Annotated in this window: 17 protein-coding genes, 2 pseudogenes and 1 riboswitch; of the genes and pseudogenes, 9 read left to right on the forward strand and 10 right to left on the reverse strand. The window is 72.3% G+C overall.

Annotation, left to right across the window (positions count from 1 at the left end; genetic code table 11):
* The first annotated feature begins 276 nt into the window (after nt 1–276).
* The 4 genes from ACFY1T_RS23560 to ACFY1T_RS23575 all read left to right on the forward strand — a co-directional run bounded on the left by ACFY1T_RS23560 (nt 277) and on the right by ACFY1T_RS23575 (nt 7,071).
* The gene (locus ACFY1T_RS23560) at nt 277–1,086 is read left to right on the forward strand and encodes a dienelactone hydrolase family protein (protein WP_390789905.1); all 810 of its coding nucleotides are present in this window, start codon (nt 277–279) and stop codon (nt 1,084–1,086) included.
* Nucleotides 1,087–1,249: 163 nt separating this feature from the next.
* Entirely contained in the window at nt 1,250–2,746 is a 1,497-nt protein-coding gene (locus ACFY1T_RS23565) for a hypothetical protein (protein WP_390789906.1), read from the forward strand.
* Nucleotides 2,743–4,890 (forward strand): hypothetical protein, encoded by a 2,148-nt coding sequence (locus ACFY1T_RS23570; protein WP_390789907.1) that lies wholly within the window; start codon nt 2,743–2,745, stop codon nt 4,888–4,890. Before ACFY1T_RS23565 ends, ACFY1T_RS23570 begins: the two co-directional genes overlap by 4 nt.
* An 84-nt stretch (nt 4,891–4,974) precedes the next feature.
* Entirely contained in the window at nt 4,975–7,071 is a 2,097-nt protein-coding gene (locus ACFY1T_RS23575) for a DUF11 domain-containing protein (protein ID WP_390789908.1), read from the forward strand.
* 88 nt (nt 7,072–7,159) lie between these two features.
* Here ACFY1T_RS23575 and ACFY1T_RS23580 read toward each other — a convergent pair whose 3' ends face one another.
* A complete protein-coding gene (locus tag ACFY1T_RS23580; RefSeq protein WP_390789909.1) occupies nt 7,160–7,633 on the reverse strand; it encodes a hypothetical protein in 474 nt (157 codons plus the stop codon).
* A 627-nt stretch (nt 7,634–8,260) separates the two neighbouring features.
* Between ACFY1T_RS23580 and ACFY1T_RS23585 the strand changes: the two genes are divergently transcribed.
* The 3 genes from ACFY1T_RS23585 to ACFY1T_RS23595 all read left to right on the forward strand — a co-directional run bounded on the left by ACFY1T_RS23585 (nt 8,261) and on the right by ACFY1T_RS23595 (nt 13,668).
* The gene (locus ACFY1T_RS23585) at nt 8,261–9,193 is read left to right on the forward strand and encodes a terpene synthase family protein (protein WP_390789910.1); all 933 of its coding nucleotides are present in this window, start codon (nt 8,261–8,263) and stop codon (nt 9,191–9,193) included.
* Between the two features lie 22 nt (nt 9,194–9,215).
* Entirely contained in the window at nt 9,216–10,577 is a 1,362-nt protein-coding gene (locus tag ACFY1T_RS23590) for a cytochrome P450 (RefSeq protein WP_390789911.1), read from the forward strand.
* 190 nt (nt 10,578–10,767) lie between these two features.
* A complete protein-coding gene (locus tag ACFY1T_RS23595) occupies nt 10,768–13,668 on the forward strand; it encodes an ATP-binding protein (protein ID WP_390789912.1) in 2,901 nt (966 codons plus the stop codon).
* A gap of 95 nt (nt 13,669–13,763) precedes the next feature.
* Here ACFY1T_RS23595 and ACFY1T_RS23600 read toward each other — a convergent pair.
* From ACFY1T_RS23600 to ACFY1T_RS23610, 3 genes and pseudogenes are all read right to left on the reverse strand, one after another.
* A pseudogene (locus ACFY1T_RS23600) lies at nt 13,764–14,228 on the reverse strand (enoyl-CoA hydratase-related protein); the annotation flags it as partial.
* Nucleotides 14,213–14,885 (reverse strand): annotated as a pseudogene (locus ACFY1T_RS23605) (aldehyde dehydrogenase family protein); the annotation flags it as partial. The pseudogenes ACFY1T_RS23600 and ACFY1T_RS23605, both read right to left, overlap by 16 nt.
* A gap of 343 nt (nt 14,886–15,228) precedes the next feature.
* A riboswitch (cobalamin riboswitch) is annotated at nt 15,229–15,361 on the reverse strand.
* 106 nt (nt 15,362–15,467) lie between these two features.
* Nucleotides 15,468–18,047 carry an MDR family MFS transporter gene (locus ACFY1T_RS23610; RefSeq protein ID WP_390789913.1) on the reverse strand — a complete coding sequence of 860 codons (2,580 nt, stop codon included), beginning with the start codon at nt 18,045–18,047 and terminating at the stop codon, nt 15,468–15,470.
* Between the two features lie 188 nt (nt 18,048–18,235).
* On the opposite strand from ACFY1T_RS23610, the gene ACFY1T_RS23615 reads away from it, so the two are divergent.
* Nucleotides 18,236–19,054, forward strand: a complete 819-nt coding sequence (locus ACFY1T_RS23615) for a class I SAM-dependent methyltransferase (RefSeq protein WP_390789914.1) — start codon at nt 18,236–18,238, stop codon at nt 19,052–19,054.
* A gap of 10 nt (nt 19,055–19,064) precedes the next feature.
* Here the strand turns inward: ACFY1T_RS23615 and ACFY1T_RS23620 are convergent, their stop codons facing one another.
* A complete protein-coding gene (locus ACFY1T_RS23620) occupies nt 19,065–19,223 on the reverse strand; it encodes a hypothetical protein (RefSeq protein ID WP_390789915.1) in 159 nt (52 codons plus the stop codon).
* A 293-nt stretch (nt 19,224–19,516) separates the two neighbouring features.
* Nucleotides 19,517–20,305, reverse strand: coding sequence for a peptidoglycan recognition family protein (locus tag ACFY1T_RS23625; protein WP_390789916.1), 789 nt, complete (start codon nt 20,303–20,305; stop codon nt 19,517–19,519).
* Between the two features lie 242 nt (nt 20,306–20,547).
* Here ACFY1T_RS23625 and ACFY1T_RS23630 point away from each other — a divergent pair, with 242 nt between their 5' ends.
* Entirely contained in the window at nt 20,548–20,763 is a 216-nt protein-coding gene (locus ACFY1T_RS23630) for a hypothetical protein (RefSeq protein ID WP_390789917.1), read from the forward strand.
* 59 nt (nt 20,764–20,822) lie between these two features.
* Here the strand turns inward: ACFY1T_RS23630 and ACFY1T_RS23635 are convergent, their stop codons facing one another.
* The 4 genes from ACFY1T_RS23635 to ACFY1T_RS23650 form a co-directional block, all read right to left on the reverse strand.
* Nucleotides 20,823–21,716: a geranyl diphosphate 2-C-methyltransferase gene (locus tag ACFY1T_RS23635; RefSeq protein ID WP_390789918.1), complete on the reverse strand. Its 894-nt coding sequence runs from the start codon at nt 21,714–21,716 to the stop codon at nt 20,823–20,825.
* Nucleotides 21,717–21,730: 14 nt separating this feature from the next.
* Nucleotides 21,731–22,987 (reverse strand): family 2 encapsulin nanocompartment cargo protein terpene cyclase, encoded by a 1,257-nt coding sequence (locus tag ACFY1T_RS23640; protein ID WP_390789919.1) that lies wholly within the window; start codon nt 22,985–22,987, stop codon nt 21,731–21,733.
* 63 nt (nt 22,988–23,050) lie between these two features.
* Nucleotides 23,051–24,463 carry a family 2B encapsulin nanocompartment shell protein gene (locus tag ACFY1T_RS23645; protein ID WP_390789920.1) on the reverse strand — a complete coding sequence of 471 codons (1,413 nt, stop codon included), beginning with the start codon at nt 24,461–24,463 and terminating at the stop codon, nt 23,051–23,053.
* A gap of 258 nt (nt 24,464–24,721) precedes the next feature.
* Nucleotides 24,722–25,843, reverse strand: a complete 1,122-nt coding sequence (locus ACFY1T_RS23650; protein WP_390789921.1) for a PP2C family protein-serine/threonine phosphatase — start codon at nt 25,841–25,843, stop codon at nt 24,722–24,724.
* Between the last annotated feature and the right edge of the window lie 85 nt (nt 25,844–25,928).

A 25,928-nucleotide genomic window follows, 5' to 3' on the forward strand; every position in this document is an offset into this window, starting at 1 on the left:
CGCAGCCTTGCCTGCCCGCTGTATGCGGGGGAATCGTGGCACCCCACGTGATCCTTTCCGTGCGTCCGGAGCTCCGTTCACCGGCCCCGCCCCCGCCCGGAACCGGTCCCGGGGCCCTTCCCGGACCAGTGCCCACGGGCCTCGGCGGATCCGGCGGGCGCCCCGCTCACCCGACGAGGTGGGACGGCTCCGGGAGGATGACCTCGCCTCCTCGCTGTTGACGCACGCGGCGTACAGTCGGCTGCCGACGCCGGGACCCGACCGAGAGCAGGGGCAATGACAGGCACCGCACCGACTTCCACCCTCGCCGGCTGGCACCGTGCTCCGTTCTCCGCCGAGGGGCTCGCGTACGACTGCTTCGAGAAGGGCGAAGGGCCGGGCGTGGTGCTCCTGCCGGAGCTGCCCGGCATCACCCCCGAGGTGCTCGGGCTCGCCGAACACCTGGTGGACGAGGGGTTCACCGTCGTGATGCCCTCGCTGTTCGGCACTCCGGGCAAGCCCCTGTCCGTGGCCCGGACGGCGGCCGTACTGGCCCGCGTCTGCGTCTCCGCGGAGTTCCGGGCCTTCGCCACGAACGCGCGGCGGCCGGTCGCCGACTACCTCAGGGCCCTCGCCCGCGACCTCGCGGCCCGTACGCCCGCCGCGGGGGTCGGTGTCATCGGCCTCTGTTTCACGGGGGGTTTCGCCCTGGCCGCCGCGGTGGACGAGGTCGTCCTGGCCCCCGTGATGAGCCAGCCGTCGGCCCCGCTCGCGCTGACCGCCGCCCGGCGTGCGGACGCGGGTGTCTCCGAGGACGAACTGCGGCGCGTCGTCGAGCGCACCCGGAACAACGGCCTCTGCGTCATGGGGCTTCGATTCAGCGAGGACTGGATGGCTCCGGAGGAACGGTTCTCCACCCTGAGCGCCCGCCTCGGGGAAGCCTTCAAGGTCGTCCGGCTCAGCTCGGCCCCCGGCAACGCCGACGGCTTCGGCCGCCAGGCCCATGCGGTGCTGACCCTGGAGGTCCGCGAAACCCCGCAGGACCACCCGGCCTTGAAGGCCCGCGAGGAGGTCACCGCCTTCCTGCACGCGCGCCTGGACGGCTGACGTCGGCCGGGGGACCCCTGCAGCAGAGCCAACAGGTTGAATTCGATCACCCGTCAGCTGCAAACGATCACAGTCGGCCACTCTTCGGGTCATAAGTATGAAGAGATGGTCAAAGTGATCCGCGGTCGCTCCGTCCGCGAGTCTTCGTAGCAAAGGGAGACGGATGCGTCCGTGCACGCTGACGGTGTTCTGCTTCGGTGTCGCCGGCGGGCTCGTGGCCCTGGCACCCGCTGCGGCCATGGCACTCGGCGGCGCCGACGAGGCGCGAGCGCCGGAGCCCGCACCGGCATCGGCCTCCGCCCCGGCACCCGCCGCGACACCGGCCTCCACACCCGCTGCGGCATCCGTGCCGCCCGCCGCACCGGAGCAGGCCGCGGCGGCGGCCGGCCGGGAGGCCGCGCCGCCCGTGGGCCCCTCGGTGGCCGCGGCGGAACCGGCCGGCCAGGATGAAGGCGCCGATCTCTCCGTCTCCGGGACGCTGCACCCGGCCGGTCCCGCCGCACGCGGCAAGGGCGAGGCCGCGGGCGCAGCCGTACGGGAGACCTTCGACTACGCCGTGACGGTCACCAACCACGGCCCGTCCGACGCCCGGCAGGTGACGGTCACCGACCACCTGCCGTCCTCCCTCGAATTCGTCTCCTCCCGTGACGGGTGCACCGCCTCGGGCCGGACCGTGACCTGCGGGACGCTGGCCGTCCTGCCGGTGAACCGCTCGCACACGTGGGTGATCACCGTCCGGCTCGCGGCCGGGTACCGGGGCGACGGATCGGACATCGTCAACGAGGCGGTCGTCGGCGCGCAGACGGCCGACCCGGACGAGGCGAACAACAAGACCTCCCTGACGGGCCTGGACATCCCGCCCAGCGCGCGCATCGCCGATCTGTCCCTGGAGAAGACCGCGCTGCTCGCGGCCGGGCGCAAGGCCGTCAGGCCGGGCGAGAAGTTCGTGTACCTGATCACCGTGCACAACCACGGGCCGGCCACGGCACGGACGGTGCAGGTCAGCGACTTGCTGCCGCCCTCCCTCACCCTGCTCTCCTCGCCCGACGACTGCGCGGTGCCCGAGGGCGAGGACCGGCTGGTGGTGTGCCCCTCACGGGAGCGGCTGGAAGCCGGTGCGAAGGCGGAGTTCCGGATCACCGTCAAGGCGAGGGACAAGGGTGCCGGCCAAGGCGCAAGGGACGGAGCGGACCGGGGCGGCGACGGCGGGCACACCTGCGTCCCGCTCGACAACATCGCCCGCGTCACCTCCGCCACCTTCGACCCCGACCTCGCCGACAACGCCAACAGGCCCGGTACGACCGGCCCGGGCGGCGGGCCCCTGTGCCTGGAGACCGGCAAGGAGGACCACCACGGGCGCAAGCCAGACCACCGCCCGGACGGTCACGGCAACGGGAACGGCAACGGCCGCGAAGAAGGTCGCGAGAGCGGACACGGCAGCGGACACGGCCACGGCCACGAGGAGGGCGGCGGCCACGGCGACGACAACGGTCACGGCGGGCACCTCGCCGACTCCGGCAGCGCGGTCCCGGCCTGGCTGTTGCAGGCTCCCGGCGGCCTGGTCGCCGGCGGAGCCGCCCTGCGCGCGGCCGCCGCCCGCCGCCGCGGGGCCCGGAGCGACGGCGGGCCGGACGAGGGGACGGAGAACGCATCCGCATGAGAACGTCCCGCACCGCCTGGTGGCGGCGGGCCGCCGTCGCACTGCTGTGTTCGGCCGGACTGGTGCTGCCGATCCCGCCGGCGGCGGCGGACGCGGCCTCTTCCGGCCGCGCGAGCGTCAGCGGCCGCACGCCCCGGGCGCTCACCTTCCCCGTGACCGAGACCTTCGACGGCAGCACCACCCTCGGCACCACGATCGGCAGCGCCGCCTCCACCGGCGACGGCTGGATGCGTCTGACCTCGGCCACCGCCGGCCAGGCGGGCACCTGGAAGATGAACGACTCGTTCTCCTCCGGTCTCGGCATCGTGGCCGAGTTCACGTACGCCACCTACGGCGGAACCGCCTTCGAGGGCAAACGCGGTGACGGCATGTCCTTCTACCTCACCGACGGCTCCGCGGCGAACGGGGTCGGCGGCACCGGCGGCGCGCTCGGATACGCCTGCTCGATGGTCGCGGGCACCCTCTGCACGGCCAAGGCCGGCGTACCCGGCGCCTACCTCGGCATCGGGCTGGACGAGTTCGGGAACTTCTCCTCCTCCGGCGTCGGCAACGGCGGGCCCGGCGCGGCGCCGAACAAGATCGTGCTGCGCGGCGGCGGGAACGGTTCCACGGGGTACCGCTACGCCACCGCGGTCGACGGGCCGGGCTCGACCGTGGAGACGGGCACCCGGGCGAAGTTCCGCACCGTACGGGTCGCCCTCCTGCCCAGCGGGACCAAGATGCTGCTGTCGGTCTGGTCGGACAGCGGCCCCGGCACCACCTTGACCAAGCTGATCGGCGACTACGACGTCACCGCCATCACCGATCAGCCGAAACTGCCCGGCACGCTCAAGGTCGGGTTCGCCGCCGGGACCGGCAGCGCGACCAACATCCACGAGATCGGCGATCTGAAGATCAACGTGCCGGTCGACCTCACCGTCGGCAAGGCGGTGAACACCGCCACCGTCCCGGCCGGGGGCGGACCGGTCACGTACACCGTCACCGTCTCCAACGGCACGGCCAACGACGTCACGGGCGCGGCGGTCCGTGACCCGGTCCCCGGCCTGACCGGCGTGACCTGGAAGTGCGCCGCCGGTACGGGCGGCACCTGCGGCCAGGCCTCCGGCAGCGGCGGCAGCCTCGACACCACGGCCGATCTGAAACGCGGCGGGTCGGTCGTCTACACCCTCACCGGTACGGCCCCGGCCCAGCCCACGACCCTGCGCAACACCGCGACGGTGGCCGCCCCCGCCGACCGCACCGACACCAACCCGGCCGACAACACGGCGACCTCGACCGCGACCACGGTGACCGCCCGGGCCGACGTGGTCGCCGCCAAGGAGGCGCTCGGCACCGGGCCCGTCTTCGCGGGCCGGGAGTTCTACTACCGGATCACCGCCACCAACCGGGGGCCCTCCGACACCGCCGCGGTCGACGCCGTCGACGTACTGCCCGAGGCCCTGCAGTTCGTCTTCTCGCCCGCCGACTGCACGGCGACCGGACAGACCGTCACCTGCCCGGCGCGGGCCTCCCTCGCCGCGGGCGCGGACACCGCCTGGGCGATCCGGGTGCGGCTCGACCCCGCCTACCAGGGTGACGGAACCGACCTGCTCAACAAGGCCACCGTGCGCCACGCCGTGTCCGATCCGCAGCCGGCGAACAACACCAGCGCCGGGGCCGGACCGCCGGGCGGGCTCGCGCCGCCGCAGGCCGACCTCGTCACGGTCAAGACGCCGTCCACCACGAAGCCCGTCGCGCCCGGGGAGACGTACGGGTACACGGTGACGGTCACCAACAGGGGGCCCTCCGTCGCCCGCGAGGTCAAGGTCACCGATCCGCTGATCCCGGCCCTCGCCTTCGTCACCTCGGCCGACGGCTGCACGGTCACCGGCACCGGCACCGGCACCGGCACCACCGATCGGACGGTGGGCTGCGGTCCGGCCGCCGCACTGGCTCCCGGGGAGAGCCGGACCTGGCGGTTCACCGTCCGGCTGGACCCGGCCCACACCGGTGACGGCAGCACCGTCCGGAACACCGCGACCGCGACCGCGGCCACGTACGACCCGGACACGCGCGACAACAGCAGCACCGCCGGTGCGCCGGGCGGCACCGTCCGGCCCGCGCAAGCCGACGTGGAACTCGCCAAACAGGCCTCCGCCGGCTGACCCGCGGCCGCTCCCCCACCGACCGACGAGCTTTCCGTACAGGGCTCTGTACGGCCGTCCCCGCTGAGAAGGAAACGATGCAGGATGACAACGAGACCTGGTCGTCGGCCGGCGGCGTGGCTGCTGGCCGCGCTGCTCTGCGCGGCTCCGCAGTTCGGCGGCCCGGCGTCCGCCGCGGCCGCGGTCGCGGCCCGGCCGGCGGAGCCCGTCGAGGTGACCGTGCGCCACGTCAGGGCGCCGGGTGACCTGATCACCTACACCCTGACCGCGACGAACCGCGGGCCCTCCGTCGCCCGGAACGTCAAGGCCACGGACCGGCTGCCCGAGGGGATCACGTTCGTCGACTCGTCCGACGGCTGCACGGAGACCGACCAGACCGTCACCTGCGGCCCCGAGCCCCAGCTGAACGTGGGCCAGAGCAAGAGCTGGACGTTCCACGCCCGGCTCAGCGCGGCGTACGAAGGAGACGGCAGCGATCTCGGCAACAGCGCCACCGGGTCGTCCGACGCCACCGACCCCGCCCCGGACAACAACACGCCCGCGCCCGTCCGGCCGCCGGGGCCGTTCGGCCCCGTCTCGGACCTGTCCACCGTGAAGACCCCGCTGGGCGCGGGACCGACCGTCCCGGGCCAGGAGTTCGAGTACGAGGTCCGCACCACGAACAAGGGCCCGTCCGACGCGCGCAACGTCACGATCACGGACACCCTGCCCGACGGCCTGAGCTACGTCGGTTCCGCCGATCCCTGCCAGGTGGCCACCGGACGGACCGTCACCTGCGGTCCGCGGGCCCGGCTGACCCCCGGTGACTTCGTGGTGTGGACGTTCAAGGTGAAGCTCGACCCCGCCTACTCCGGCGACGGCCGCGATCTGCGCAACACGGCCACCTCGGCCTCCGCTTCGAAGGACCCCGAGCCCGCCGACAACACCTCGCGGCCCGTGCTGCCTCCCGGCGGGGTCACCGTCCCGCAGGCCGACGTGTGGATGGCCAAGCGCCCCGCGACCACCACCCCGATCGCGCCCGGACAGACCTTCGACTACGTGCTGACGGCCACCAACGACGGTCCCTCGCGGGCCGTGGACACCACGGTGACCGACGTGCTGCCGGCGCCGCTCGCCTTCGTCGGCTCGACGGACGGCTGCTCGGCCGACAACGGCACCGTCACCTGCGGTCCGCTGGCCGTGCTCGACCAGGGCTCGCCGAAGAGCTGGCGGTTCACCGTCCGGCTGGACAGCAACTACACCGGCAACGGATCCGACGTCCTCAACACGGCCACCGCGGCGTCGAAGACGAAGGACCCCAGGCCCGAGAACAACACCAGCAGCCCGGCGGGCCTGCCCGGCAGCAAGGTCAACAAGCCGACCGCCGACCTCGCCGTGACCAAGGAGGCGGTGGGCGCCAAGCCGCCCAAGCCCGGCGAGACCTTCGACTACCGCATCAGGGTCACCAACAACGGCCCCTCGGCCGACGCCTACAACGTCAAGCTCACGGACAACCTCCCCGAGGGGCTGGCGTACGTGACCTCCTCGCCGACGGGATGCACGGTCTCGGGGCACATGGTGTCCTGCAAGCGCACCAGCCCCCTGAAGGTCGGCGACTTCACCGAGTACGTCCTGACCGTGCGGGTGGACCCCTCGTACAGCGGGGACGGCAGCGACCTGAAGAACACGTCCCAGGTGACCGCGGACAACATCGACCCCGCGAGCGAGAACGACTCGAGCACGGCGTCCGTCCCCGGCGGCAACGTGGCCGCGCCGTCCGCCGACCTCGCCCTCGCCAAGAAGCCCGTCCAGACAGCGCCGGTGGCGCCGGGCGAGACCTTCGAGTACGCCCTGACCGTCAGCAACACCGGGCCCTCGACGGCCGAGCGGATCACCGTCAGCGACGTGCTGCCGACGGCGCTGAGCTACGTGAGCGGCGACGCCTCCTGCTCCTCCGGCCGTACGGTGACCTGCGGCCCTCTGCCCACCCTCGCCCCCGGGGCCGACGTGACCTGGGTGTTCAGGGTGAAGCTGGACCCGCACTACACGGGCGACGGCTCCGACATCCGCAACACCGCGACCGTGAGGGCGCTGACGGCGGATCCGAACACGGACAACAACACCAGCAGGGCGGCCGGCCCGCCCGGCGGCACCGTCAAGAACCCCACCGCCGACCTGGAGGTGGGCAAGACGACCCCGTAGCGCACCGCACGGGAGCGGCCCCCCTCCCCGGGCCGTCGCGCAGCGCGAAGCCCCCCGGCCTTCCCGGCCGGGGGGCTTCCCTGTGCCATCAGCCCCGAGCGCTCCCACCGTCAGGGTCCCGCGTGGCGCGTGCGATGCCGTCGAGCTCCCGGTCGATCCACGCCCGCTCCGCGGCCTCGCACGGGGACGGGGACGGGGCCGGCGGCGGGGACACGCAGGCCGCGGCGGGTTCCTGGCGGGGGCGGGTGTTGTCCACGACCGCCCAGCCCTTGCCGCCGTCGGGGGCGGCCAGTTCGACGAGGCGGTGATCCAGGTGGCCCGTGATCATCACGGCCATCAGGGACAGGTATTCGCACTGCAGGTCGGGGACGAGATCGGCCTCTCCCGGCACTTCGAGGACGGCCTCCCGGCCGTCGGCGAGCAGCGCACAGGTGATCTGGACGGCGCGGATGAGCACCTCGAACCGCTCGCCGGTCAGGCGCGACCGCAGGACCTCCAGGTAGGGGCCCAGGACATCGGGCTCCTGGCCGTCGCCCGAGTCCGCCGCATGGTGCTCGATCATGTCCCCGCCCTTCCAGGACGGCCGCGTCCTCCCGGAAGTGTAGGGAGTGCCGCGTACCTCCACGGCGCTCTTCGGCCACCGCCGGACGGCACGACCGTCCCATCTTCAACAGGTGTCACGGAGGAGCGAGTTGGCAGACGGCCGTTCCAGCGGTCCCGCGAGTGGCCGGAAGACGCCCATGAGGGCGGACTTATCCGGAATATTCCATTCCGAATGTCTGCGACTATGCCGCACGCACATCCTCGAGGGATATTCCCTGCCCAATAGCAGGGACAATGCAGTATCTCCGCAATTTCTACATTGACAGTGCGCCGCGCCCTGAGGGTTAATTACTTCACGAGTGGCCTGATGTAGTCGTGCGCGGAGGGGTTCCGGTCGGTTCCCGACCGGTTCTTTCCGTCAGCCGCGGCGTGTGCGGACGTAACGACGCCGCGGCAGCGGGGTGCTCTTGAAATTGCACGTGCCATGACGATCGTACATTGAGCGGGTATTGGCGAATCCGACTCTTCCGTGGGGGGATCAATGGCCCGGCTCGACCCATTCCCTGTTCCTGATTTTCATCTTCCGTTCGGGAACTCCAAGCATCCGCTGGCCGCACGGGCCAACGCCGAGGCCACGTCATGGGCGTTGGGCCACGAGCTCGTCACGGATGCCGCCGAGCAGTTCACCGCGATCGGCTGCGGGCACCTCGCGGGCCGCGTGAGCGGTGAGGTGCCGTACGAGACCATCGTGCTCCTCGCCGAGTGGATGGCCTGGTCGTTCGTCCTGGACGATCAGCACGACCACCTCATCCGGACGGGTGAACTTGCCGCCTGGCGGCCCGTCACCGATGCCATCACCGAGTACCTGGACACGGGCCGGACTTCAAGGTCGACATCGCGCCGCAATCCGCTGGTGAAGGGATTCATCGAGCTGTGCGACCGGATCCTGGACGGCATGGCCCCGGGCACGGCGGCCCGATATCGAACACACGTACCGCAGATGCTGGACTCGTTGGACCAGGAGGCGGGCAATCGGGGGGCGGCCAGACGCCCTTCGGTCCAGGACTACGTGCTCATGCGACGGCACAGTTCCCAACTGCTGCCGATGATGGACATGGTGGAGGCCGGACTGGGAATCGACCTGCCGCAGCACGTCCACGACCTTCCCGCATTCCAGGCGGTCGTGGAGAGCGCCGTGGACATCATCTCGTGGGGCAACGACGTGTTCTCCCTGCCGAAGGAGCACGCCTGCGGAGACAACAACAACCTGGTCTCCCTCATCGCCTCCTGGGAGGGGTGTTCGCTTCCGGACGCGGTCCGGTCGGTCGAGGCCCGCATCCAGGTCCGCATAGAGGACTACGTGACGGCGGAACGGCGACTGTTTCAAGTCATCGACTCCCAGGGGGAGATGGACCCGGCGGTGCGTGCGGCGGTCACCCGCTGCGTGCGCAGTTACGAAGACTGGATGATCGGCGCCGATCTGTGGCAGCGTTACGAGTGCACACGGTACAGCGACGAACGGTTCGCGGCCGGGCTGGAGTCCGCATACACCCGCCCGGACCTCGTTTCGGTGGCATGACGGCATGACAGGGAGTCGACCCATGGCCCGTACGGAACAACTCGGCCCTGCGGTCCACGCACCGGCGGCTCCGGGGCGGTTACCGCTCCTGGGGCACGCCATCCCCCTGTGGCGCCGGCCGATCGCCTTCCTCGAGTCGCTGCGCGAGCACGGCGACATCGTGCGGCTCGACATCGGAACCTGGCCCGTGCACGTGCTGACGAGTCCGGACCACGTCCACGCCGTACTGGTCCAGCAGGCCCAGAAGTTCGGGCGCGGCCGGGTCTTCGACCGGCTGCGGCCGATGTTCGGCAACGGCATCGTGACGACGGACGGCGAGTTCCACCGCAAGCAGCGCCGGATGATCCAGCCGGCTTTCCACCGGAGCCACATCGCCGAGTACGCCGAGGTCATGAGCCGGGCGGCGGAGGAGATGACCGCGTCGTGGACGGCGGGCCGGGAGATCTCGATGGTCACCGAGGCACGGCGGTACGCGCTGTCCTCGGTGGCCGAGATGATCTTCTCGGGGGATCTGAGCCGGCCCGCCATCGCCGAGGTGCACCGCTCGCTGCCGATCGTCCTGGAGGGGATGCTGCTGCGGGCGGTCATGCCCAAGTCCCTGGACCGGCTGCCCATCCCGCTGAACCGGCGCTTCGACGCGGCGGCCGCCCGCCTGCGAGGGATCATCGACCAGGTGATCGCGCAGTACGGCGCCGAGGAGGCCGGGGCGGACGACCGCCACGACCTGCTGTCCCTGCTGCTGTCGAGCGTCGACCCGGAGACGGGCACGACGATGAGCCCCGAGCAGGTGCGGGACGAGGTCATCGCCATCCTCTTCTCCGGTACGGAGACCTCGGCGACCACCCTGTCCTGGGTGTTCCACGAGGTGGGCCGGCATCCGGAGGTCGAGAAGCGGCTCCACGAGGAGGTCGACGCGGTCGTGGGCACGCGCCGCGTCCACCCGTCCGACATAGCCCGGCTGCCCTACGCCAACAACGTGTTCCAGGAGGCGCTGCGCCTCCATTCGCCGCTGCTGTTCACCCGGCGGGCACTGGTGCCCCTGACCCTGGGCGGCGTTTCCATCCCGGCCGGCGCGGAACTGGCGTACAGTCCCTACGCGTTGCACCGCGATCCCGCACTGTTCCGCGATCCGACCGTGTTCGATCCGGACCGGTGGGAGGAGAAGCCGGACGAGCAGCCGCGCGCGCACCGGTACATCCCGTTCAGCGCGGGCCAGCACAAGTGCATCGGGGACACGTTCGCCGTGGCGGAGATCCTGACCGCCCTCGCGACGGTGGCGTCGCGATGGCGGCTGGTGCCCGCTCCGGGGGTGGCGGTGCGGGAACTCCCCGCGGGAATGCCCCAGCCCAGCGAGCTTCCGATGATCCCTGTTTCACGCCATTGACGGAATCTGATCGATTCGGTTCCATTCAAGGAGAGTTCAGCGATCACACGCCGTCACGGGCGGCCTAAAGGCAGATGAGGATACAGCGTTGTCCCCTTACGGGTGACGTGATCCCGCAATAATGTGCTTAAGCAGCAAGTTCCCGTCCGCGGGGTCGTACACTCGGCCGCACGCGCTGGAGGGGGCAAGAATGTCACATGTCACGGAACCGCGAGGGTGGGCGACCCAGCCGCTGCTCGAGCGGGAATCCGAGATTCGCGCGATCCACCGCGCGGTGGACGAGCTGTGCGGCACCTCGGAGAACGGTCCGACCGCACGCCGCGGAGGTGTCCTGACCTTCGCGGGATCAGGCGGCATCGGAAAGACCACCCTGCTGGGAGAGGCCCGCCGGCACGCGGCCGAGCGCTCGTGCACCGTACTGTTCGCCCGCGGCGGCGAGCAGGAGAAACAGGTGCCGTTCCACGTGATGCGCCAGCTCATCCAGCCGGCCTTCGCCGCCATGACCGAGGACGAACGGCGTGACGTCCTCGGCACCTGGTACAGCATCGTCGCCCCGGCCCTCGGACTGACCGCGGCCCCGGAAAGCCCGACGGCGCCGGACCCGCAGGGCGTGCGCGACGGCCTGGACTGGGTCGTCACCCACCTGACGGTCCGCAGCGCGCCCGTCGTCCTCATCCTCGACGACGCGCACTGGGCGGACGCCGAGTCCCTGGCCTGGCTGACCGCGTTCGCGGCGCGGGCCGAGGAGCTCGCCATGCTGATCATGGTGGCCTGCCGCCCGGACGAGATCCCCGCGGGCGCCGGCGCACTGCGTGCGCTGATGGGGCGCCAGGGGACCCGTCCGCACGAGCTCGCTCCCCTCACCACCAGCGCGGTGGCGCGCATAGTGCGGGACGCGCTCGGCCAGAGCGCGGACGACGTGTTCTGCCGCGAGTGCTGGGCGATCACCGGCGGAAACCCCTTCGAGGTCGTCGAACTGGCCATGAAGGGCCGCGACCGCGAGCTGAAGCCGCACCAGGACAGCATCCCCGAGCTGCGCGACCTGGCCTCCGCCGTCAAGGGCAGCGGTCTGATCGACCGCCTCGAACAGCTCGGGCCCTCCATCGTCCGGCTCGCCTGGGCGGCCGCGGTCCTCGGCACCGCCGTACCGACCGGCATCGTCGGAAGCGTGGCGGCGCTCGGGGACGCACAGGTCGCCGATGCCATCAACAAGCTGCGCGCCGCGCGCATCCTGACCGTCCTCACCGGCCTGCGCCGCAAGGAGGTCGTCGAGTTCTTCCATCCGCTCGTCGCCACCGCCGTGTACCGGTCGATCCCGCCCGGTGTGCGCGTCGCGATGCACGGCATGGCCGCGCAGGCACTGGTCGACGACGGGCAGGGAGCCGCGGCCGCCGCCCGGCACCTGCTGGAGATGCACCCCGACGGCGACCCCTGGGTCGTGCAGCAGCTGCGCCAGGCGGCGCGCGAGAGCTTCTCCGCGGGCGCGCCCGACGCCGCACGCCGCTATCTGGCCCGGGCGCTGCGCGAGCCCCCGGACGCGGAGGACCGGGCCGAGGTGCTGTTCGAGCTCGGCTCCGCGAACCTCCTGCACGATCCCGCCACCACGATCAACCAGCTCAGGGCCGCGCTGGAGGAGCCCAAGGCCGAGCAGGGCCTGCGGGAGGCGATCACGTACCGGCTGGCCCAGGCGCTCGCCCACACCGGTCAGCTGGCGGAGGCCGCCGGGCTCCTCCAGGAGGAGGCCAAGCGGGCCACCAGCTCCCGTACGCGGCTGCGCATGCAGGCCGAGCAGTTCAAGTGGAACTCGGTCCGGGTCGACGAGGAGAACTCGCCCGCCCGCTCCCGGCTCCTCGCCCAGTTCGCCAAGCGGATCACCGGCCGTGGTCTGGCCGAGCGGCACATCCTGGGCCTGCGGGCCTGGGACGCCGCCATGCGCGGCGAGCCCGCCACGACGGCGCTGGAGTACGCGGAACAGGCGCTCGACGGCGGGATGAGCTGGACCGACCAGGACTTCGGGTTCGAAGTGCCCTCGGTCATCGCGGTCACGCTCATGTACTGCGACCAGCCCGGCCGCGCCGAGGACCTGTTCAACACCGGCATCGTCGAGTTCGAGGGCAAGGGCTGGCGCGGCGCGCACCTGTCGTTCGTGTACACCCTGCTCGGTTACGTCCGCTACCGGCGCGGGCGGCTCGCCGAGGCCGAGGACTTCGTGCGCAACGGCCTGCAGATCGCCGACCGTGTCGGGCAGGGCATCCCGGCGCAGTGGTACGCGATCGGCACGCTCATCGAGACGCTGCTCGCGCGCGGGAACACGGAGGAGGCGCTGCGGGTCGCCCACACCTACAAACTGGGCGAGGGGTTCCCGGCCGCGGTCGTCTATCCCGACCCGCAGGCCGTGTGGGGCAAGCTGCTGCTGGCCCAGGGCCGGATCGACGAGGCGATGCAGAACCTGGCCGCGGCGGGCAAGCGGCTGGATCTGCGCGGCACCCGCAATCCGTCGTGGAGTCCGTGGCAACTGGACCTGGCGCTGGCGCAGGTGTCCCGCGCGCCCGACCAGGCACGTGCCACGGCGGCCGAAGCGGTGGCCCGGGCGCGGGCGTTCGGCACGTCCAGCGTGATCGGCCACGCCCTGCGCGTGTCGGCGGCGGCCACGGATCCCGCACACGCGGCCGTCCTGCTGCAGGAAGCGGTGGGGCACCTCGAACAGTCCCCGGCCGCCTGCGAGCTGGCCCAGGCGCTCGTCGACCACGGTACGGCCCTGCACACCCTGGGTGACCCGCACCGGGCGGCGCAGCAGCTCTACCGGGGCATGGAGACCGTCGCGGCCTGCGGCGCCGACGGCCTCGCGCGCCGCGCCCGCTCCCAGCTGGTGTCGGCGGGCCTGCGCCCGCGCCGGCTGCACACCTTCGAGCAGGACACGCTGACGGTGGCCGAGAGCGCGGCGGCCGAGCATGCCGCGCTCGGTCTGGACAACACGGCGATCGCGGCGAAGATGCACAGCAGCCCGCAGGCGGTCTCCGAACTCCTCTCGGCGGTCTTCACCAAGCTCGGTACCGACCGCCTCGGCCTGCGCCGGGCCCTGGGGAGCTGACGGTCCGGGCGCGGGCTCGGGGCGCTCCGCGCGATCGCCGGACCAGGTGATCCGCCCCCTCTCCCGGCCGGGAGAGGGGGCGGATCGCAGTCCGGTCAGCGGTGGGTGAACTCCGCGGCGCGCTTGTCCAAGAAGGCGCTCATGCCCTCCTTCTGGTCGGCGGTGGCGAACACGGCGTGGAAGAGGCGGCGTTCGAAGCGGACGCCCTCGGCCAGGGTGGTCTCGAAGGCCCGGTTCACGGCCTCCTTGGCCATCATGGCGACGGGGGCGGACATGGCGGCCACCGTTTCGGCGACGGCGAGGGCCTCGGCGAGCAGCTCGTCCGCCGGGACGACGCGGGATACCAGGCCGGCCCGTTCGGCCTCGGCGGCGTCCATGGTCCGCCCGGTCAGGCAGAGTTCCATCGCCTTGGCCTTGCCGACGGCGCGGGTCAGCCGCTGGGAGCCGCCGATGCCGGGGATCACCCCGAGCTTGATCTCGGGTTGCCCGAAGACGGCGGTGTCGGAGGCCAGCAGGATGTCGCAGAGCATGGCCAGCTCGCATCCGCCGCCGAGGGCGTGGACGCGCGGATCCTCCAGGAGGGTGTCGACGGCCTCCTTGCCTCCGTTGACCACGTTGAACACGCCCGGGGGCAGACCGGCCTCCAGGAACAGCTCCGCGAGGCGCAGCGGTACGGACGGATCCCGCTCCGAGGGTTTGAGGACGAAGGCGTTCCCGCAGGCGAGGGCGGGCGCGGCCTTCCACAGCGGGATCATCGCGGGGAAGTTGAAGGGGGTGATCCCGGCGACGACGCCGAGCGGGGAGCGCAGGGAGTGCACGTCGATGCCGGTGCCGGCGTTGTCGGTGAATTCGCCTTTGAGCAGGTGCGGGATCCCGGCGGCGAACTCGACCACCTCCAGTCCGCGTTGGAGGTCGCCGTGGGCGTCGGCGACGGTCTTGCCGTGCTCGGCGGACAGCAGCCGGGCCAGCGCCTCGCGTTCGCCTTCGACGAGCTGGAGGAAGCGCAGCATGACGCGGGCGCGTCGCTGCGGGTTCCACCGGCCCCATTCCCGCTGCGCTTCCTCGGCGTTGGCGACGGCCGCCTCGGTGTCGGCGCGTCCGGCCAGCGGGACCCTGGCCTGGACGGCTCCTGTATTGGGGTCGTACACGTCGGCGTGGAGACCGGAGGTCCCCGTGGTGTGCTTTCCGCCGATGAAGTGGGTGAGTTCACGGACCATGGGAAGCCTGCTCTCGTCAGGTGAGATCCGAGGAGGGCGCGGCGGGCCCGCGCGGCGGCACCGGTCGTGGTGCACGCCGCCGTCGGGCGGCCGCGGGACGGCGAAGGCGGCAGGCGTGCGGCGGATCGCCGATGGCGGGTGCCGACGCGGCTGCGGACGCGGAGGGGGACGCGCTTGCGGGAAGCGGGTGCAGGCGCGGGTGCGGACGCCTTCGGTGAGCTACGAACGCGCGGTCAGGGCCGCGTGCTTCGCGAACTCCGCCGGATCACCAGGGCCGTGGTCACGTACCGGTGCCATGCGTGTCTTCTCCATCCTCGTGGACAACACGGAACACCCCACGGCCGGTATCCTGACTCCCGGATCACCGCGCGCCGCCCGGCCTTCCCGGCGGATCTCTCCGTCAGTGGCCTGACCTGCTGGACAGCACGCTTCCCGGTCACAGTGGCGGGACCGCGCCGGATTCACACCGGCTTCCCTGCACCGCGGGCTCGCTCACGAACATATAGTCGGACGTCCTAGTAAGTCCACCCCCTCCACCGGAAGTCCGGCCGGCTCCACCGCCTCGGGTGAACGCGCGCAGGATCACGTCCCCGCGGCGGGGGCGGCCTGCGCATCGCCCCGGGGCCCCCGGGACCTGATCGTCAGGGCGGCGACCAGGACCGCGAGCAGTACGCTGCCGGCCGCCCACCAGAAGTTCACCGTCTCGGCGCGCAGCAGCTCCTTCTCGATCATGACGGGCAGCACCGATCCGGCGCGCAGGCGGTCCACGTGGACGGAGATCACGGTGCCCAGCACCGCCGCGCCGATCGCCAGGCCCAGCTCCTGGGCCGTGAGGACGGCTGCCGCCGCGCCGCCGGAGCGCTCCGCGGCGACCGCGCCGGTCACGGTGGCGAGGATCGGCACGAAGGCCATGCCGATCCCGAGGCCGATGAGCAGCAGGGCGGGCAGCACCCCGATCGCGTACGAGCTGTCGAAGCCCAGGCGGGTCAGCAGGAGCAGCCCGACGGCGGTGAGCACCAGGCCCCCCAGGATCGGGACGCGGGGTGCGACGCGGGGCAGCAGCCGGGCGGAGACCTGCGTGGAGCCGATCACGATCGCGGCGACCATCGGGAGGAAGGCCGCTGCGGCCATGACCGGGTCGTAGCGCAGGGCGGTCGCGAGGTGGTAGCCGACGACCGGGTACAGGGCGACGGTGCCGGCTCCGGCCAGGAGCATGCCGAGGAGGCCGCCGGCGCGGTCCGGGTCCTTGAAGACGTACGCGGGGAGGAGCGGGCTCGCCGCCGCGGACTGCCACCACAGGAAGCCCACGAGCAGGAGGAGGCCGCCCACGAGCAGGACCAGGGTCAGGGGGGCGGCCCAGCCGCTGTTCTGGGCCTCGTTCAGTCCGTAGAGGAGGGCGGCGACCCCGCCGGAGCCGAGCAGTACGCCCGGCGCGTCGAAGTGGCCGTCCGTGCGGCCCGGGCGCTCGTGCACCAGGGTGAGCGTCCCGATCAGGCCGATCACGGCGATGGGGACGCCGACGAACAGAGACCAGCGCCAGCTCATGGCGGTGAGCAGCCAGCCGCCCTCGGCCATCCCGAGTGCCGTGCCGGAGGCCGTGATCGCGGCGTAGATCCCGAACGCCCTGCCGCGTTCCTTCGGATCGGTGAAGCCGGTGGCCACCAGGGACAGCGCGGACGCCGTGAGCAGCGCGCCGAAGACGCCCTGCAGGACGCGGGCCCAGACGAGCGTGCCGGCGTCCCCGGCCGAGCCGCCGAGCGCGGAGGCGGCCGCGCAGCCGAGCAGGCCGACGATCAGTGTCCGTTTGCGTCCTGCCAGGTCCGCGATGTGCCCGCCGATCAGCAGCACCGCGCCGAAGGCGATGAAATAGACGTTCTCCAGCGTGCGCAGGCCGTCGGAGGACAGGTGCAGGTCGGCCGCGATGGCCGGAAGCGCGACGCTGAGGTTCGCCGCTTGGAGCAGCGCCATCAGCTGTACCAGGGCGATCACCGCCAGGCCCCACCAGCGCCTGGGGTGCGCGGGCGCGAGGTCGGGCAGGGGGCCCGGGGGCGTGTGCTGCGGCCACGGGCCCGGGGGTGCGCCCGGGGGCGGTCCGAATCCCCGGGCGGGATCGAAGGGCGCGGGGGACGTCGGGGCGTAGGCGGGCGGCAGGGGCGGCGGCTGGGCCGGGCGCCGGTCCTGCGGGGCGGGCGCCTGCGCGGGGGCCGGGGCCTGGACCTGGACCTGGACCTGGGGCTCCGGCCGGTGCTGGGCCGGGATCGACGGGGCGAAGTCCAGCAACTCGGCCGCATGGCGACCCAGTTGCGCCAGTACGGCGCCCGGCAGCCACTCCCCCGCCTGATCCGGCCCCGTACGCTCGGCCACCTCCCGGGGGCTCGGACGCCGGGCCGGGTCCTTGTGCAGGCATGCGCGGACGAGCTCGACCAGCGCCTGCGGCACCCCGGTCAGGTCCGCCTCCTCCTCGGCGACCCGGAAGAGGTGGGCGTTCAGGCCGGTGTCCGTGGCGCCGAACAGGAGGCGACCGGTGGCGGCGTAGACGAGGACGGCGCCCAGGCAGAAGACGTCGCTGGCGGGGGTGAGCTCGAGGCCGCGGACCTGCTCGGGCGACATGAAGCCGGGGGAACCGATCAGCATGCCGGTGCGGGTGTGCAGGCTGTGCTCCTCGGCCAGGCTGTCCATGGCCCGGGCGATGCCGAAGTCGATGACGCGGGGGCCGTCGACGGTGACGAGGACGTTGGACGGCTTGAGGTCGCGGTGGATCAGTCCCGCCTCGTGCACGGCCTGGAGGGCGAGGGCGAGGCGGTTGGCGAGGGTGTGGACCGAGTGCTCGGGCAGCGGCCCGAAGTGCTCGGCGACGACGGCGTGCAGGTCGGGGCCGGGGATGTACTGGGTCGCCACCCAGGGGACGGCGGCCTCCGGATCGGCGTCGAGCACGGCCGCGGTACAACTGCCGCCCACCCGCCGAGCGGCCGCCACTTCGCGGGCGAACCGCCTGCGGAACTCGGGGTGGCCGGCGTACTCGGCCTGCACCACTTTCACGGCGACGGTACGACCGCCCTCGGAGCGGCCCAGGTAGACCAGACCCATCCCGCCGGCGCCCAGTCGGGCGATGAGTCGGTACGGTCCGATGCGGGTCGGGTCTTCGGCGATCAGCTGGTCCACGGGGGCAGGATAGGCCAACTGCCCGACAGCGGCCGGGACATCGGGCGGATCGATGCCCGGCCCGCCGGGGCGGAGCCGCGCCGTGCGGGCCATCGCGCCGAGCGGCGCATCCCGCCCGGCGCCCGGGGACCCGGCCGGAGCCCCGCCCCGGCGTTCTCGCCGGGCGGCTCCGCGGCGGCGCGGCGATAATGGGACGCATGAGCACAGGTGCCGGGCGCGGGCGCTACGGCGAGGCGGTGTTCCGGCCCGAGCAGGCGGGCGAGGACGACCGTATCGACCTCGGGGCGCTCACCTACGACGACATGACGCTGGACCGCCTGCGCGCCCTGGGCGCCGGGCCGGGCTGGAGCTGCCTGGACGTGGGCGCCGGGACCGGCACCGTCGCCCGGCGGCTGATCGAGGAGGCCGGGGTGACGCGCGTGCTCGCGGTCGACCGCGACGTCCGCTTCCTCGCCGCCCGCCCGCTGCCGGGGCTCGATCTCCTGGAGGCGGACGCCGTCGCGCCGGATTTCGACCCCGGGGGCCGGTTCCAGCTCGTCCACGCCCGGTTCGTGCTGATGCACCTGCCTTCGTGGCGGCGGATGATCGACCGGCTCTGCGATCTGCTGGCCGACGACGGGGTGCTGGTCCTCAGCGATGCCGTCGACCTGACCGGCCGTAGTGCCCCGCCGAGCCCGTACACCCGGGTCATGGAGGCCATGTGGCAGGGGCTGCGGGACACGATCGGCACCGACATCTCGTGGGTCCCGCAGTACCCACAGCACTTGCGGGACGCGGGACTCGTGTCCGTCGCCGCCGAGATCCGGGTGCCGCCCCTGACCCCGGACAGCCCCATCAGCCGCTTCTGGGTGGGGACTTGGGGCCGGGCCCGGGAGGCGATGGTGGCCACCGGGCTGGTGGACGAGTCGACGATCGAGGAGGCGGTCCGGTACCTCGGCTCGGCGGACTGCGCCGCCCTCTCACCCGGAATGATCACCGCCTGGGGCCGGCGGCCGGCGCCCGCGTGACGGGAGCGGTTCAGGAACGCCCGGTCTCCGCGCCGAGCCGGCCGGGCGCGCCCCGGCGCCGCCGGTCGCTGCGACACCACATGCGGTAGGCGCTGAAGCAGGAGGCCAGGGCGACCGCGACAGCACACCAGAGGCCGACGACGACGAGGATCGTGGCGAGCAGGGACATGTGGCTCACTCCTGTCCGGATGGGTGCGCTGTCCGGGCCGTCCGAAGTCCGGTCCTGGGCCCGCCTCTCGTCATGAAAATACGCGTGAAGGCGGGCAACCGGTCCAGTGCGGCGGGTGGTTGGGCGGAGATGCGGAATACCTCGTCACGTACCCGCGTCAACAGATCCTTCAACACGTCCGACGGCACCGGCTCGTACCGGATTCCCGGCGCACGAAGACGCCGACCTCGCGGCGCGGGTGGGAGCGCCCCCGAAGTCGGCGTCGGCAGCCGGATGCGTGCGTGACGCGGTCCTCAGCGGAACTGCCGGCGCAGCAGTCGCTCAGGGACGTACTCCGGGAAGGGCGACAGCGCGTGGGTGGCGGCGTCGTCGATCAGGTCCTGGATCGGGTTCGATTCGGGCTCCGTCAGGGAGGTGCCCAGCCGGGTCGCCACCTGCTTGCGCAGGGTCGGGAGCAGGGCGTAGAGGCGGTCGCCGGGGCAGGACGTGGAGTTGAAGTCCCGGTGGCCGTAGATCTCCGAGGCCGGCAGGCCGTACTGGGTGCAGATGTGGGCGCACAGGTCGGCGAGCTTCGAGAACTGCGCCGTCGGCGGCTCCTCCGTCATGTACGTGCCCTCGTTCTCGATGCCGATCGAGACCGTGTTCTGCCCGACGCAGTGCGCCGCGCGCACCTGGCGCTTGCCGGTGCGCAGCTCCGCGAGGCTGTTGTGGCGGCCTTCCATCACGAACGCCCCGCGGCTGACCGTGAAGTGCTGCCCGGTGTCGATCCAGCCCTGGGCGTCCATGTGGTACGTCTGGATGGCCCGGGCCAGGGCGTACGCGCGCTGCTGCGAGTAGTCGGTCACGTTCAGCGTCGCCGTGTGGTGGACGATGATCCGCTCGGGGCGGTTGGACAGGACCACCACGGCCTCGGACGCGGCCCGCGCCCCCCAGCCGGCGCAGCTCACGATCTCCGGTGCGGCCGCCGCGGCGGCCGCGGCGTGCGCCCGGCCCGCCGGGAGGACGGAGAGCGCGGAGCCGGCGGCCAGGGCGAACGCGCCCGTGACGACCGCTCGGCGGGTGTGCTGCGCGGAGGAGGTCATGCCGTGCCCTTTCGGTCGGAGGTGCCCATTGAAGGGGCACCGTCCGCCGGAGCACGGATGACACACCGGTGAGCGGCTCCCCGGCGGCGCCACGGGGTGAGCGGGGGCCGCCATCCGGGTGGGGCCCGGGCCGCGTCCTGCGCCCCGGCCGGGCCGTCTCTCACATCCTGGGCCGGGAACACCGCCTTCCGCCCAGCCGCCCAGCCAGCCAGCCAGCCAGCCAGCCGCCCAAGGAGTACGGGATGTCCTTCGACGCCGTCGACCGCTTTCTCATCGCCCTCGACCCGACACACCGCGAGACCGTCGACGGCCTGCCGCGTGCCGAGCAGGAGCGGCTCGCCGCGGCCTGGGAGGAGGAGCTGGAGCGGGACACCGACATCGACACCCTGGACGAGCTGTCACCCCCGGCCGCCGAGAGCGAGGCGGCGCGGCGGGTGATGGAGCGCCGTTCCGAGTAGCCGGGCCCGCGCGTGACGGGCCCCGCCGCCCTTTCCGGCCTCCCCGGGGTCCGCCGGACTCAGACGCGGTCGGCCGCGATGAGCACGTACTGGAACGAGCCGTCCTTGTAGGAGTTGATGAACGCCTCCTCGATGCCGGTGACGAGGGAGGAGGTCGCCCGCAGCTCCCAGTACGGCAGGGTCGCGGGGGTCAGGTCGATGACGGCCTGCGGGACGAGGCGGTTGTCGGCCATGGCGCGCATGTACTCCCGGCGGGAGTGGATGTTGCACTCGAAGTGGGCGTTGATCTGGGAGACCCACTTCGACGGCTGGCCGTAGCGGGGGTTCCAGCAGCCGGTGATGGTCACGTACCGGCCGCCGACGGCCAGGACGCGGGAGTGCTCGGCGAACAGGTCGTGCAGGTCGACGTACATGCTCGACTCGTTGTTCCACGAGCCGGCGGCCTGCCCCGTCTCGAACGGCATGTCGAGCATGTTGCAGACGCGTGCGCGGACCGAGTCCTCGATGCCCAGTTCGCGGGCGCGCTGGTTCGCGAACTCCGCCTGCTTCGCCGACAGGGTGACGCCCTCGACCTTGCACCCGAACCGCTGGTGGGCCATGACGGACGAGCCTCCGCGGCCGCAGCCGGCGTCCACGAGCGTGTCGCCGTGTCCGATGGCGCCCAGGTGGTCGAGGAGGACGTCGGCCTGCGCCGATTCCAGCCGGTGGAGCTCGGCGATCAGCTTCTTCTCGTATGCGCTGTCATCGGTGCTCCCGAGGGCGGCGTGGTCGACGTCACCGATGCCGTAGTGGTGGTGGTACAGGCCGTCCACGTCGCCGAGACGCAGGTTCACCGGCCGGGCCTCGTGGTCCCAGTAGCGGGCGATGTCGCCCTGGTAGGGCGTGGCCGGAGACGGGATGAACGCCGAGGGGGTGGAAACGACGGGGGCAACGGTGAGATCGGTGTCGGTCACTTATAAATCCATCCTTACCAGAAGTCGGGCAGGCTGTAGCGGTAGGTGTTGGTCATGTGCCAGTAGTGGTTGCCGTCGACCCACGCGGCGACGCCGCGCAAGAAGCGCGCCACGTTCGGTGCGGGGCAGGCGGTGGCCAGGTCGGCGGCCGCGGCCTCGAAGGCGTGCATGAGGTCGTTGTGGACCTCGACCGCCTTCAGGTAGGCCTCCTTGACGGAGACGCCCTCGCGTTCGGCGATCACCACGGGCAGGTTCAAGTGCCGGCCGGGGCTGGCGAGTTCCTTGGTGTACGAGTAAAGGTCGTTGACGATGGTGGTGGCGTTCCCGGCCAGCGCGATGACCCGTTGCATGGCGGGCTGGGCGTGCAGGTCCGCGGGCAGTTCGTAGCCGCCGACGGTGTCGGTGATCGTCGGACAGGGGCGGAAGTTGTTGAACTGGCGCATCGCCAGGTACTCCCACACCTGCGGGACGTAGTCCGTCTCGGCCCAGGCCGCCTCGGCGAGGTACCCCAAGTGCAGGCGGGCCATGTCGTGCCGGAACCGGTCGGCCTGGGAGGGGCTGGCCCCCTGGAGGAGGTACTCCATGGCCGAGCGGTAGGCGCGCCGCGGGGCGTCCGAGTGCAGCGACTGCGACCACTGCGGCTGGTATTCGGTCGTGGTGTGGAGGGGGTCGAGCGCGGTGTGCGCCAGCAGCAGGCGTCCGCCGAGGCCGACGGGCGAGCCCCCGTGGTCCTCGCAGTAGCAGTCGTCGACCACGTTCTCGGCGACCATCAGCCGGGTGGCGAGCATCAGGTGGTCGAGGGTGGGGGCGTCGGGATGACAGGCGACCATGTACCGGCCCACGGAGAAGCCGTCGAACTGGTCCTCCCACTCGGGCGGGTAGAGGTCGACCTCGTCCGCCCACGCCTTGATGCGGCGGCTGACCTCCGCCACCCGTACGGGATCGGGCTCCGGTACGGGGTGGTGGTAGAGGCCCGGGATCGGCCGGCCGGCCGCCGGCTCCGTCCCTTCCGCCAGTGCGGACGGCGGCCCCTCGATCCGGGCCGGGTGGAGGCCCGTCGTGCCCAGGCCGCCGGGGCCGCGCAGGATCCGCTCCAGAGCGGGGTTCGGCGCGGCCGCGGGAGCCGGCGGGCCGGCGGGGGCGGGCACGGCGAGCTGCTCGGGCCGGATGCAGCCGACGGCTTCGACTCCGCGTCCGTGGCCGTACGTCCCGAAGGCGGCCGCGGCGGCGGGCAGGCTCGACTGCACTGGGGAGGGCCCGGGATCGGGCATCCGTGACTCCTTGGTGAGGTGGTTGGGCCGTCCCGGTTCCCGGGCGCGGCCCCGGGCGGTCTGCTAGTCGTGCCTGCGGGCGATCTGCACGTTCTCCAGGACGCCGAGCGCGTCGGGCACGAGGATCGCGGCGGAGTAGTAGGTGGAGACCAGGTAGGAGATGATCGACCGCTCGTCGATGCCCATGAACCGCACCGACAGGCCCGGTTCGTACTCCTCCGGCAGACCGGTCTGGCGCAGGCCGATGACGCCCTGGTTTTCCTCGCCGGTACGCATGGCGATGATCGAGCTGGTGTTCTCCTTGCTGATGGGGATCTTGTTGCACGGCAGGATCGGGACCCCGCGCCAGGCCGGTACCTGCTGGCCGCCGAGGTCGACGTGGTCCGGGTAGAGCCCGCGGGCGTTGAACTCGCGCCCGATCGCCGCGATCGTCTTGGGGTGGGCGAGGAAGAGCTTGGTGCCGCGGCGGCGGCAGAGCAGCTCGTCGAGGTCGTCCGGGGTGGGCGGGCCGGAATGGGTCTGGATCCGCTGCTTGAAGGCGGCGTTGTGGAGCAGACCGAACTCCCGGTTGTTGACCAGCTCGTGCTCCTGGCGCTCGCGCAGCGCCTCGATGGTGAGCCGGAGCTGCTCCTCGGTCTGGTTCATCGGCTCGTTGTAGAGGTCGGCCACCCTCGTGTGCACCCGCAGGACGGTCTGCGCGATGGAGAGTTCGTACTCGCGCGGATTGAGCTCGTAGTCGACGAAGGTACCGGGCAGTTCGGGCTCGCCGGTGTGGCCGGCCGACATGGCGATCTCGGCCTCGCCGTGCTTGTTCTGACGCTGGTGCGGCAGCGAGCCGAACTGCTGGACGTGGGCCTGGAGGTGCGGCGCCGAGGACAGTACGGCGGCGAAGTCGGAGCGGGACAGGGTGAGCAGGGTGCCCGCGGTGGCGGCGGTCGCGGTGTAGTCCCAGCCGCCGGCGCCGTCGAGCAGGGCGTTCTCGCCGAACCGGTCGCCGTCCGCGAGCACCGCCACCGCGACCTCGTCGCCGTACTTGCCGACGGAGGTCTGGTTGATCCGGCCGTGGGCGATCAGGTGGATGTCGTTGGCGGGGGTGCCGCGCTCGACGAGCACCTCACCGGCGCGGAAGTCGCGCTGGACGCACCGGGAGGCGAGCGCGGTCAGCACGTCCAGGTCGTCGAAGCCGCGCAGCATGGCGATCTCGCCGAGCTCACGGGGGATCACCCGGACGTGGGCGCCGTCCTGGACGAACTCGATGCGGCCGTCGCCGACGGTGTAGGTCAGCCGGCGGTTCACCCGGTAGGCGCCGCCCTTGGTCTCCACCCAGGGAAGCATCTTCAGCAGCCAGCGGGAGGTGATCTCCTGCATCTGCGGGGCGGACTTGGTGGTGGTGGCGAGGTTGCGGGCAGCCGCCGTGCCCAGGCTGGTCTGCCGGGACGGGTCGAGCTGCGCCTCCGGGCTGGTGTCCACGGTCATCGGGCAGGCGCTCCTTCGTCAGGGCGGTGACCGGCGACGCGCACACGCCACCGGTGAAGGAAGAAGAAAGGGGGGTCGGAATTCCGGGCAATCCGTCCGGATCCGGGAGCACACTAACCGTCAACGCGTTACATCAGTCCCTTCAGCCGTAGGCATTACCTCGATACGGCGATCTTGTACCGCGCGGGGTTTACGGGCCGGTACAGCTGCATTCAAGCCAGCTCGAATGCCCGTTCCCCGTACCGGCTTTGGCCGAGGTCACCGGTCGACGAGGAACATCGCCGCGTCGTCCGCCAGGCGGTGCCGGGTGTGGCGGAGCAGCCCCCTGTGGAGCTCGTTCAGGAACTCCCGCGCCTCGGGCGCCGCCTCCACCGCCTCCATCGCCTCGGGGAGGGCGAAGAAGGCGCCGTCGCCGTCGCGGGCCTCGATGACCCCGTCGGTGTACAGGAGCAGCCGGTCCCCGGGCACGAAGGAGTGGCGGTCCGGCGTCCCGGGGGGCCCGGTGATGAACTCCGCCAGACCGAGCGGCGGCAACGGGCTGGTGGGCATCAGGGCGCGGACCGTTCCGTCGCGCAGCAGCAGCGGGGGCGGGTGACCGCGATTGACCACCTCGACCACGGACCCCTCCGGCACCTGCGCCACCAGCGCCGTGACGAAGCCCTCCACGAGCGCCTCCGGGTCGATCACGCCCGGCACGGCCGCGTCCCGCAACAGCGCCGCCTCGCAGCGGTTGACGACCCCGACCAGATCGTCCTCGTAGTGCGCGGCCTCCCGGAACGCGCCCAGCACGGCCGCCGCCGCCCGGACGGCCGGCACCCCCTTGCCCCGGACGTCCCCCACGATCACCCGGACCCCGTAGCGCGTCTGTACGGCCTCGTACAGATCGCCGCCGATCTGCGCCCCGGTCTCGGCCGCCAGGTACATGCCGGCCACGCGCAGGGGACCGAGCCGCAGCGGTACGGGCCGCAGCACGGCCTCCTGGGCCGCCACGGCGATCCGGCGGACCTGTTCGAGCTCGTCCTCCCGCCGCTTGCGGACGGTGCTGCTCGTCGCGAGGCTCGCCAGCGACACCAGGAACAGGGCCAGGAAGTTGGTGTAGACCTGCTGGCTGCCCCAGGCCCCGTTGTACGTGGCGGTGGTGACGCTCACGGCCACGGCCAGCGCCACCGCCGCCAGGGTCCCCTTCGGGCCCATCGCCACGGCGGCCAGCGCCGGCGTGGCGACCAGGAGGGGGCCGGTGTACAGCACGTGCGCGGGCGTGAACTCGATGGTCAGCACCGCGAGCGCGATCGCGAAGGGCAGACACTCCGCGAGTACGAAGAGGACCTGGTGGTGACCGCCCGCTCCCGGTCGAGGAGGTGGGCGGAAGGGCACCCGCATGGATCCAGCCTGCGCCGCCGGAGGCGCTCGCCGCCACCGTTCACCCGAGCGGGGCCCGTCGGGCGTAGCGCCCGCGGCCCGCGGG

The sequence above is a fragment of the Streptomyces sp. NPDC001194 genome, assembly GCF_042896985.1.
Taxonomy (GTDB): domain Bacteria; phylum Actinomycetota; class Actinomycetes; order Streptomycetales; family Streptomycetaceae; genus Streptomyces.

What these genes read in the sequence shown, in the direction of transcription:
- ACFY1T_RS23560 (WP_390789905.1), top strand. Translation starts at nt 277, where the DNA reads ATGACAGGCACCGCACCGACTTCCACCCTCGCCGGCTGGCACCGTGCT.
- ACFY1T_RS23565 (WP_390789906.1), top strand. Translation starts at nt 1,250, where the DNA reads ATGCGTCCGTGCACGCTGACGGTGTTCTGCTTCGGTGTCGCCGGCGGG.
- ACFY1T_RS23570 (WP_390789907.1), top strand. Translation starts at nt 2,743, where the DNA reads ATGAGAACGTCCCGCACCGCCTGGTGGCGGCGGGCCGCCGTCGCACTG.
- ACFY1T_RS23575 (WP_390789908.1), top strand. Translation starts at nt 4,975, where the DNA reads ATGACAACGAGACCTGGTCGTCGGCCGGCGGCGTGGCTGCTGGCCGCG.
- ACFY1T_RS23580 (WP_390789909.1), bottom strand. Translation starts at nt 7,633, where the DNA reads ATGATCGAGCACCATGCGGCGGACTCGGGCGACGGCCAGGAGCCCGAT.
- ACFY1T_RS23590 (WP_390789911.1), top strand. Translation starts at nt 9,216, where the DNA reads ATGGCCCGTACGGAACAACTCGGCCCTGCGGTCCACGCACCGGCGGCT.
- ACFY1T_RS23595 (WP_390789912.1), top strand. Translation starts at nt 10,768, where the DNA reads ATGTCACATGTCACGGAACCGCGAGGGTGGGCGACCCAGCCGCTGCTC.
- ACFY1T_RS23615 (WP_390789914.1), top strand. Translation starts at nt 18,236, where the DNA reads ATGGGACGCATGAGCACAGGTGCCGGGCGCGGGCGCTACGGCGAGGCG.
- ACFY1T_RS23620 (WP_390789915.1), bottom strand. Translation starts at nt 19,223, where the DNA reads ATGTCCCTGCTCGCCACGATCCTCGTCGTCGTCGGCCTCTGGTGTGCT.
- ACFY1T_RS23625 (WP_390789916.1), bottom strand. Translation starts at nt 20,305, where the DNA reads ATGACCTCCTCCGCGCAGCACACCCGCCGAGCGGTCGTCACGGGCGCG.
- ACFY1T_RS23630 (WP_390789917.1), top strand. Translation starts at nt 20,548, where the DNA reads ATGTCCTTCGACGCCGTCGACCGCTTTCTCATCGCCCTCGACCCGACA.
- ACFY1T_RS23640 (WP_390789919.1), bottom strand. Translation starts at nt 22,987, where the DNA reads ATGCCCGATCCCGGGCCCTCCCCAGTGCAGTCGAGCCTGCCCGCCGCC.
- ACFY1T_RS23645 (WP_390789920.1), bottom strand. Translation starts at nt 24,463, where the DNA reads ATGACCGTGGACACCAGCCCGGAGGCGCAGCTCGACCCGTCCCGGCAG.
- ACFY1T_RS23650 (WP_390789921.1), bottom strand. Translation starts at nt 25,843, where the DNA reads ATGCGGGTGCCCTTCCGCCCACCTCCTCGACCGGGAGCGGGCGGTCAC.